We start from the raw sequence: 7,434 nt of genomic DNA on the forward strand, positions 1-7,434 counted from the left end.
GGAGCGGGGGGAGCGAACGGCTCCATAGACCTGCGCCTTGGAGGAGCGGAGGAGGGAAGAATCGAGACCTCGGGGCCGCGAACCCCGCCCGGAGCGAAGCGGAGGGCAAATTAGACATGGCCAAGGTGAAATCGGTGTATCGGTGTGCGGAGTGCACGTGCGAGGTCGCCAAATGGGTTGGGCGCTGCCCGGATTGCGGGGCGTGGGGGAGCATCGAGGAGGTCGCCGCGTCCTCGGGCGCGATGGCGGTGGGGCGCCGCGCCATGCTGCCGAGTACGGCGGCCACGCCGATCTCGAGCATCGACTCCAACAAGACGCAGTCGCGGTCGACGGGCGTGTCCGAGCTGGACCGGGTGCTGGGCGGCGGGATCATCCCCGGTTCGGTGGTGCTGTTGTCGGGGGAGCCGGGCGTCGGCAAGTCGACGCTGCTGCTCGAGGTGGCGCACCGGTGGGCGCGGGCGCGTGACGAGATCGCGCTGTACGTGACCGCCGAGGAGTCGGCGGGGCAGGTGCGGCTGCGGGCGGACCGGACCGACGCGGTGCACGAAAAGGTGTACCTGGCCGCGGAATCCGATCTGGCGACCATCCTGGGCCATGTGGAGCAGGTGAAACCCAGTCTGCTGGTGGTGGACTCGGTGCAGACCATGCTGGCCGCCGACGCGGACGGCGTGATCGGCGGTGTCACCCAGGTGCGGTCGGTGACGGCGGCGCTCACCTCACTGGCCAAGGCGACCGGGATCGCGGTGCTGCTGGTCGGGCATGTCACCAAGGACGGCGCGGTGGCCGGTCCGCGCACGCTGGAGCACCTGGTGGACGTGGTGCTGCAGTTCGAGGGGGACAAGCATTCGTCGCTGCGCATGGTGCGCGGTATCAAGAACCGTTTCGGCAGCACCGACGAGGTGGGCTGCTTCGAGATGGTGGAGGCGGGAATCCGTTGCGTGGACGACCCTTCCGGGCTGTTCCTGCACCACCGCACCGATGCGGTGCCCGGGACCGCGGTCACGGTCGCCATGGACGGCAAGCGCCCCATGCTGGGTGAGGTGCAGGGCCTCACCGTGGACACCCAGGCGCCCGCTCCGCGGCGCGCGGTGAGCGGGCTGGACTACAACCGCGTTTCCATGGTCCTGGCGGTCCTGCAGAGCCGTGGGGGCGTGTACGTGGGCAAGCAGGACGTCTACGCGGCCACCGTGGGCGGTATGCGGCTCACCGAGCCCGCGGCGGATCTGGCTGTCGCGCTTGCCATCGCGAGTGCCAGCCAGGACCTGGCGCTGCCGACCGGCATGGTGGTGCTGGGCGAGGTCGGGCTGGCGGGCGAGGTGCGCCAGGTGACCGGGCTGACCCGCCGGCTGGCGGAGGCGGAGCGGCTGGGCTTCACCGAGGCCCTGGTCCCGCCGGGCGTGGACCGCACCGGCCGCACCATGACCTTGCGCGAGGTGGCCGATATCCGTGCGGCACTGTCGGTTACCGGCCTGCGCCGACGGCGGCGCGATCAGGAGGAGTCCATGGAAATGGCGGAGTGAACGCCGGAATCGAATAGCGGGAGCGCGAATTCGAAATGGGGGCGGAATTCGATTCGCGAATACCGGAATTCCCCGGAAACGACGAAGGCCGGGATCCGTGTGATCGGATCCCGGCCTTCGGTGTGCTGGAGGCGTCAAGCGATATTGAACGGTTCCGGCTGGCTGCGGACCGAACCGAGCTGGGCCACAACGGTGTACGGCCCGGACGGAACCTGCAGGCGCTCGCCCGCGCAGCCCGGCTGCGAGCTGGCGCCCGACCAGGTGACGGTGAAGGCGGCCTGCTGGCCGGGTGCCAGGGTGCGCATGTCGGGGGTGCCGTCCGGGTAGCAGTCGGTGCTGGACCACAGCTTGCGCTGGCCGTCGAGGGACTGCACCTGGACCAGCTGGAGTCCGGAACCCATGTCGCGTTCGCAGACGCCGCTGGAGATATTGGTGATGACGATGCCGAACTGCGGCTGCTCACCGACCTTGTAGGTGGCCTGCCCGACGGTGACCTTCACGGCCAGCGACTGATCGGGGCACTGGGCCTGCGCCGCCGGGGCCGCGCCGCTCGACGACGCGGCGGACGGCTTGGCCGAGCTCGGGTCCGGAGTGCCCGTGGCGCTGCCCGAGGGCTTACCGCTGGTCGCCGCGCTGGAGCTCGCGGCGGCTTTGGTGTCGGACTTGTGGTCGCCGCCGCCCTTCAGCAGCGCGAAGCCCACCCAGAGCACCAGGGCGAGCCCGATCACCATCGCGCCGATCGCGACCGCGCGTCGACGCCAGTAGATTTCCGGTGGGAGTGGTCCGTTCGGTTCCAGCACGGTGACAACGGTAAGCGCACCGTCCTGGTCATCCCGAGCAGGGTCTCGGCGTGTCGGTCGCGAAAGCGGCTACGGGGCCGGTAAATTCCGGCCCCCGCGGCGGGTCAGACCACTTCGCCGATATTGCCGATGACGCGGTGCAGCTTGATCTGACCCTCGCCGAGGTTGTAGGTGACGCAGGCGATGGCGCACTCGCCGGTGGCGACCCGCTGGGAGATGATCATCGACCGCTGCATGAGCAGGCGGGCGGTCTCCTCGACGTGGCGGGCCTCGAGCTCGTCGACGCCTTCCAGGCCCTCGCGGCGGCCGATCAGGATGGACGGGGTGACGCGTTCGACGACCGAGCGGATGAACCCGCCGGGCACATTGCCGTGGTCGAGGGCGTCGATGGTGGCCCGGACCGCGCCGCAGCTGTCGTGGCCGAGAACCACGATGAGCGGCACGTTCAGGACTTGCACGCCGTATTCGATGGAGCCCAGCACGGAGGCGTCGATGACGTGTCCGGCGGTGCGCACCACGAACATGTCGCCGAGGCCCTGATCGAAGATGATCTCGGCGGCCACGCGAGAGTCGCCGCAGCCGAACAACACCGCGCCGGGCTGTTGTCCGTCGACGAGCTTGGCCCGTTCGATCGCGCCTTGGCTAGGGTGCCGCAACTGGCCGTTGACGAAGCGTTCATTGCCTTCGCGCAGGGCTTTCCACGCACTGATCGGGTTGTTATGCGGCATGTGACCTATTTTCCATAGCCCCTCGGTTACCGGCGAGTCCATGGCGTTACGGTCCGGCAAAGACGGGCCGACCATGTCGGTGTGCGCACGGTGAGCTGCCAGACACGCCGGGAGACTGCCCGTGTGCGGCACGCTGGGTTGGGAAACCAGCCTCCCGGATATGGATACCATCGCCAACGGCGGTCTGCAGGATTTCCTGTGCCCCAACCTCCTCGCAGGCGTTCCCACATGGTTCGCGGCCAAGCGCGGGGAGGCGGAGCGCTCGATTCTGGACTGCGGCTTGATAGACCTCCGCCTTGGAGCGGGGGGAGCGAACGGCTCCATAGACCTGCGCCTTGGAGGAGCGGAGGAGGGAAGAATCGAGACCTCGGGGCCGCGAACGCCGCCCGGAGCGCAGCGGAGGGCAAATGGGCATGGACAGCGACGTGCTGATCGACTGGTACCAGGAGACTGCTCGGGACCTGCCGTGGCGGCGGCCGGGTGTCACCGCGTGGCAGATTCTGATGAGCGAGATCATGCTGCAGCAGACGCCCGTGGTTCGGGTGGAGCCGATCTGGCGGGAGTGGGTGGCGCGCTGGCCGGTGCCGTCGGCGATGGCGGCCGCGCCGCAGGGTGAGGTGCTGCGAGCCTGGGGCAAGCTCGGGTATCCGCGGCGGGCGCTGCGGCTGCACGAGTGCGCGCGGGTGCTGGCCGTCGAGCACGGCGACGAGGTGCCCGCCGATGTGGATGTGCTGCTGGGCCTGCCGGGCATCGGGGCGTACACCGCCCGCGCGGTCGCGTGTTTCGCGTACGGGCAGCGAGTTCCGGTGGTGGACACCAATGTTCGCCGGGTGGTGGCGCGGGCAGTGCACGGGCGTGCCGAGGCCGGCAATCCGGCGGCCCGCGATCTGTCCGAGACCGAGGAGCTGTTGCCCGCACGGGTCGATCGGGCCGCGGTCATGTCGGCGGCGCTGATGGAGCTGGGCGCGCTGGTCTGCACCGCCCGCACCCCGGACTGCGAGCGCTGCCCGCTGCCCGCGTGCGCGTGGGTGTCGGCGGGCCGCCCGGCCTCGGAGGTGGTGCGCAAGGTGCAGAAGTACGAGGGCACCGACCGGCAGGCGCGCGGGCGGCTGCTCGATGTGCTGCGGGATTCGCCGGGGCCGGTGGAGCGGGTTCGCCTGGACCTGGCCTGGACTCGCGATCCGGGCCAGCGGGACCGGGCCCTGGATTCGCTGCTGGTCGACGGTCTCATCGAGCAGACCCCCGACGGCTTGTTCGCGCTGGCGGGCGAGGGGAGCTGACCCCGCGCCGCCCCTCCCGGGCCGATGCGTGACGGTCCGGGAGCGGGCGAGCGGGCACGATCTGCCGCCCCTCATGCGGCAGATCGGGTGGGGTGTGGCCGGTTTCGCGGGATCGCCGCGAAACTCAGGCGGCGACCAGGGCTGTGCGCCGATTGCGGGTGCGGGACCCGACCACGCGGCAGATCAGGTAGATGGTGAACGAGATGGTGGTGACGAAGGTCGAGATCGGGACGCCGGGGGCCAGCGACAGCAGAATGCCTCCGACCGCGGCGATCTCGGCGAACACGATCGACAGCACCGCCACCCGGGCCGGGCTCGCGGTGAGCTGCGCGGCCGCCGCGGCGGGCGTGATGAGCAGCGACAGCACCAGCAGCGCGCCCACGATCTGCACACCGAAGGCGGCCGTCACGCCGAGCAGCACCGCGAACACGATCGACAGCGCCCGCACCGGAACCCCGCGCGCGACAGCGACTTCCGGGTCGGCGCTGGCGAACAGCAGCGGCCGGTAGACGGCGGCCAGCACCACCAGCACCGCGGCCGTGCAGGTGGCCAGCAGCCCGAGACCGGAGTTCCCAACGCTCACCACCTGGCCGGTGAGCAGCGAGAACTTGGAGCCCGCGCGTTCGGGGCCGAGCCACAGGAACAGCACCGACAGGCCGAGGCCGAAGGACAGCACCACCGCGATCACCGAATCCCGTTCGCGGGCCCGGGATCCGAGTACGCCGAACAGCACGGCCGCCACCACCGACCCGATGATGGCGCCGACGCCCACCCCGATCCCGGCGAGCAGCGCGGCGGCCGCCCCGGTCAGCGACAGCTCGCTGGTGCCGTGCACGGCGAACGACATCTGGCGGCTGATGATGAGCGGACCGATGGCCCCGGCCAGCAGGCCCAGCAGCGCGGCGGCGATCACGGCCTGCTGCACGAAGTCGTAGGCCAGCAGGTGCGTGGTGGTGGACACGTCGAACAGCTGTGAGAACAGCTTGGACAGCTTCTCCATCAGGCCCGCACCTCCGGCTGGCAGTGGGCCGCGCCGGATTCACCGAGCGCGTCCATGGCATCGCCGGTGCCGACGACGACGAGGCGGCCGCGCACCCGCAGCACGTCGACCTCGGTGCCGTAGAGCTCGGAGAGGGTCTCGGAGGTCATCACTTCGTCGGGCGTCCCGATCCGGAACTTCCCGTCCACCAGGTACAGCACCCGATCCACCAGCGGCAGAATGGGATTGATCTCGTGGGTCACGAACAGCACGGCCGTCTCGTGGCTGCGCCGCCGCCGATCGATGAGCTCCGACACCAGCCGCTGATTCGCCAGATCCAGGGACAGCAGCGGCTCGTCGCACAACAGCACTTCGGGGTCACCGGCCAGTGCCTGCGCGACCCGCAGCCGCTGCTGTTCGCCGCCGGACAGCGCGTCCAGCGGCGCGTACGCGAAGTGTTCCGCCCCGACCGCCGAGATCGCCTCGGCCACTTTCCGTTTGCGTTCCTTGCGCCCGCGCAGCCCGAGTCCCCACCGGTGCCCGTCGACGCCGAGGCCCACCAGATCCACGCCGCGCAGTTGTCCGCCGCCTTCGATGGTCTTCTGTTGGGGCACGTAGCCGATATCCGGGTTGCCCACGCGCACCGGCGATCCCGCGATCTCGGCGGTTCCGGCGGTCAACCCCAGCTGCCCCAGCAGCATTCGCATGAGCGAGGTCTTCCCAGAGCCGTTGGGTCCGAGCACCGCGATGAACTCGCCCGGCTGGACCTCGAGGTCCAGTCCGTCCCACAGCGTCCGTTCGCCGAACGCCAGCCGTGCGCCCGACAGTCGCACCGCGGGGACGCCCTGGCGCCGTACGGTTTCCGGCTGGGGTGCGGCGACGGCCCGGTTCGGTTCCGCGCGGCCGGAGCGCCCGGGGGTGCGGGGGCGGGCTCCGGTGAGGGCGCAACCGGCCTTGGGGGTGGTGACCCCGGGGGTCGTCGCGGGGTTCGCGGTCATGGTGGTCCTCCCGGATCCGGCGGTGCTGCGGGTGTTTATGCGAGAGCCTTGGCGAGGGACTGGGCGTTGTTCGTCATCCAGGTGACGTAGTCCAGGCCCTGGGGGAGGGTTTCGGTGACCTCGACGACGGCGACGCCGGACTTGTCGGCGGCGGTGCGGAGGTCCTTGGTGAGTTTGTCCTCGGTCTGGATGTTGTAGACGAGGGCGCGAACCTGCTTGGCGTTCACCAGGTCCCGGACGGCGGCCACGTCGGCGGGGGACGGGTCGGTGCCCTGCTCGATGGCCTCCTGGAAGGCGCGCGGGGTCTTGTCGTCGGCCTTGGCGGCGGTGAGCAGGTACGCGGCCAGCGGTTCGGTCTGCAGGACCGGCTGGTTCGGGTGCTCGGCGGCGATCTTGGCGGTGACGGCCTCGATGGGCGCGAGTTTCGCGGTGAACGCTGCGGCGCGGTCGGTGTAGTCCTGCTTGTGGGCGGGATCGACGGCGCCGAGGGCTTCGGCGATGTGCTCGGCGACGTGGCCGACCTGGTGCACGTCGTACCAGACGTGCTCGTTGGCCTCGTGGTCGTGGCCGGCGGCCTCGGTCTTGGCGGATGTCGGTGCGGCGGAGGCGCTCTCGTGGGCGTGGCCGCTCTCGGTGGCGATGTCGAAGGCGTTGACGGTCTTCTTGTCCCGGCCCGCGATGGCCTTGTCGATGAATTCGTCGTAGTGGCCGCCGTTGTAGACGACGAGCGCGGCGTCGGTGATCCGGGCGGCGTCGGCGGGGGTGACCTCGAACGAGTGCGGGTCCACCTGGGGGTCGTCGATGATCGATTCGACCTTCACGTCGGGTCCGGCGACGGCCCGGGTGATGTCGCCCCAGACATTGGTGGACGCGACGACGGTGAGCTGGTCCGAAGTCTTGGTGCTGCCGCAGGCGGTCAGGGTGGCGACGGTCGCGAGTCCTGCGGCGAACAGGGCGAATCCTCGGGCAGAGCTTCTGGTCACGCGGGGCACTCCTGGCACTACGGCTTATCAATAACGAAAACGATTGCCATTTGAATGTAGCGCACGCCCCGGGCGAGTCCCTAGCCCCGATCCGCGGATGTGGTCCGCGACACGAAAGGCCCGGAGAGCAACCTGCTCTCCGGGCC

At 70.2% G+C, this 7,434-nt stretch carries 7 protein-coding genes; 2 read left to right on the forward strand and 5 right to left on the reverse strand.

Going from position 1 to position 7,434, the window contains the following annotated elements; genetic code table 11:
- Positions 1-116 precede the first annotated feature (116 nt).
- On the forward strand, positions 117-1,520 hold the full coding sequence (gene radA, locus ACFV4K_RS33650) for a DNA repair protein RadA (protein WP_379280334.1): 1,404 nt from the start codon (positions 117-119) through the stop codon (positions 1,518-1,520).
- 134 nt (positions 1,521-1,654) lie between these two features.
- Here radA and ACFV4K_RS33655 read toward each other — a convergent pair whose 3' ends face one another.
- Positions 1,655-2,320 (reverse strand): hypothetical protein, encoded by a 666-nt coding sequence (locus tag ACFV4K_RS33655; protein WP_379280335.1) that lies wholly within the window; start codon positions 2,318-2,320, stop codon positions 1,655-1,657.
- Positions 2,321-2,424: 104 nt separating this feature from the next.
- Positions 2,425-3,048 (reverse strand): carbonic anhydrase, encoded by a 624-nt coding sequence (locus ACFV4K_RS33660; protein WP_379280336.1) that lies wholly within the window; start codon positions 3,046-3,048, stop codon positions 2,425-2,427.
- A 407-nt stretch (positions 3,049-3,455) separates the two neighbouring features.
- Between ACFV4K_RS33660 and ACFV4K_RS33665 the strand changes: the two genes are divergently transcribed.
- A complete protein-coding gene (locus ACFV4K_RS33665) occupies positions 3,456-4,328 on the forward strand; it encodes an A/G-specific adenine glycosylase (RefSeq protein WP_379280337.1) in 873 nt (290 codons plus the stop codon).
- Between the two features lie 124 nt (positions 4,329-4,452).
- On the opposite strand, the gene ACFV4K_RS33670 is transcribed toward ACFV4K_RS33665, so the two are convergent.
- The 3 genes from ACFV4K_RS33670 to ACFV4K_RS33680 are packed head-to-tail and all read right to left on the reverse strand — an operon-like array spanning position 4,453 to position 7,288.
- On the reverse strand, positions 4,453-5,328 hold the full coding sequence (locus tag ACFV4K_RS33670; RefSeq protein WP_379280338.1) for a metal ABC transporter permease: 876 nt from the start codon (positions 5,326-5,328) through the stop codon (positions 4,453-4,455).
- Positions 5,328-6,305: a metal ABC transporter ATP-binding protein gene (locus tag ACFV4K_RS33675; protein WP_379280339.1), complete on the reverse strand. Its 978-nt coding sequence runs from the start codon at positions 6,303-6,305 to the stop codon at positions 5,328-5,330. Before ACFV4K_RS33675 ends, ACFV4K_RS33670 begins: the two co-directional genes overlap by 1 nt.
- Before the next feature lie 35 nt (positions 6,306-6,340).
- Positions 6,341-7,288: a metal ABC transporter solute-binding protein, Zn/Mn family gene (locus tag ACFV4K_RS33680; protein WP_379280340.1), complete on the reverse strand. Its 948-nt coding sequence runs from the start codon at positions 7,286-7,288 to the stop codon at positions 6,341-6,343.
- Positions 7,289-7,434: the final 146 nt, after the last annotated feature.

Origin of the sequence: Nocardia sp. NPDC059764, assembly GCF_042732555.1 — a bacterium.
Classification (GTDB): domain Bacteria; phylum Actinomycetota; class Actinomycetes; order Mycobacteriales; family Mycobacteriaceae; genus Nocardia.

Excerpts from the sequence above, each read along its gene's own strand:
- ACFV4K_RS33660 (WP_379280336.1), bottom strand. The coding sequence starts at position 3,048 with ATGCCGCATAACAACCCGATCAGTGCGTGGAAAGCCCTGCGCGAAGGC.
- ACFV4K_RS33665 (WP_379280337.1), top strand. The coding sequence starts at position 3,456 with ATGGGCATGGACAGCGACGTGCTGATCGACTGGTACCAGGAGACTGCT.
- ACFV4K_RS33675 (WP_379280339.1), bottom strand. The coding sequence starts at position 6,305 with ATGACCGCGAACCCCGCGACGACCCCCGGGGTCACCACCCCCAAGGCC.
- radA (WP_379280334.1), top strand. The coding sequence starts at position 117 with ATGGCCAAGGTGAAATCGGTGTATCGGTGTGCGGAGTGCACGTGCGAG.
- ACFV4K_RS33670 (WP_379280338.1), bottom strand. The coding sequence starts at position 5,328 with ATGGAGAAGCTGTCCAAGCTGTTCTCACAGCTGTTCGACGTGTCCACC.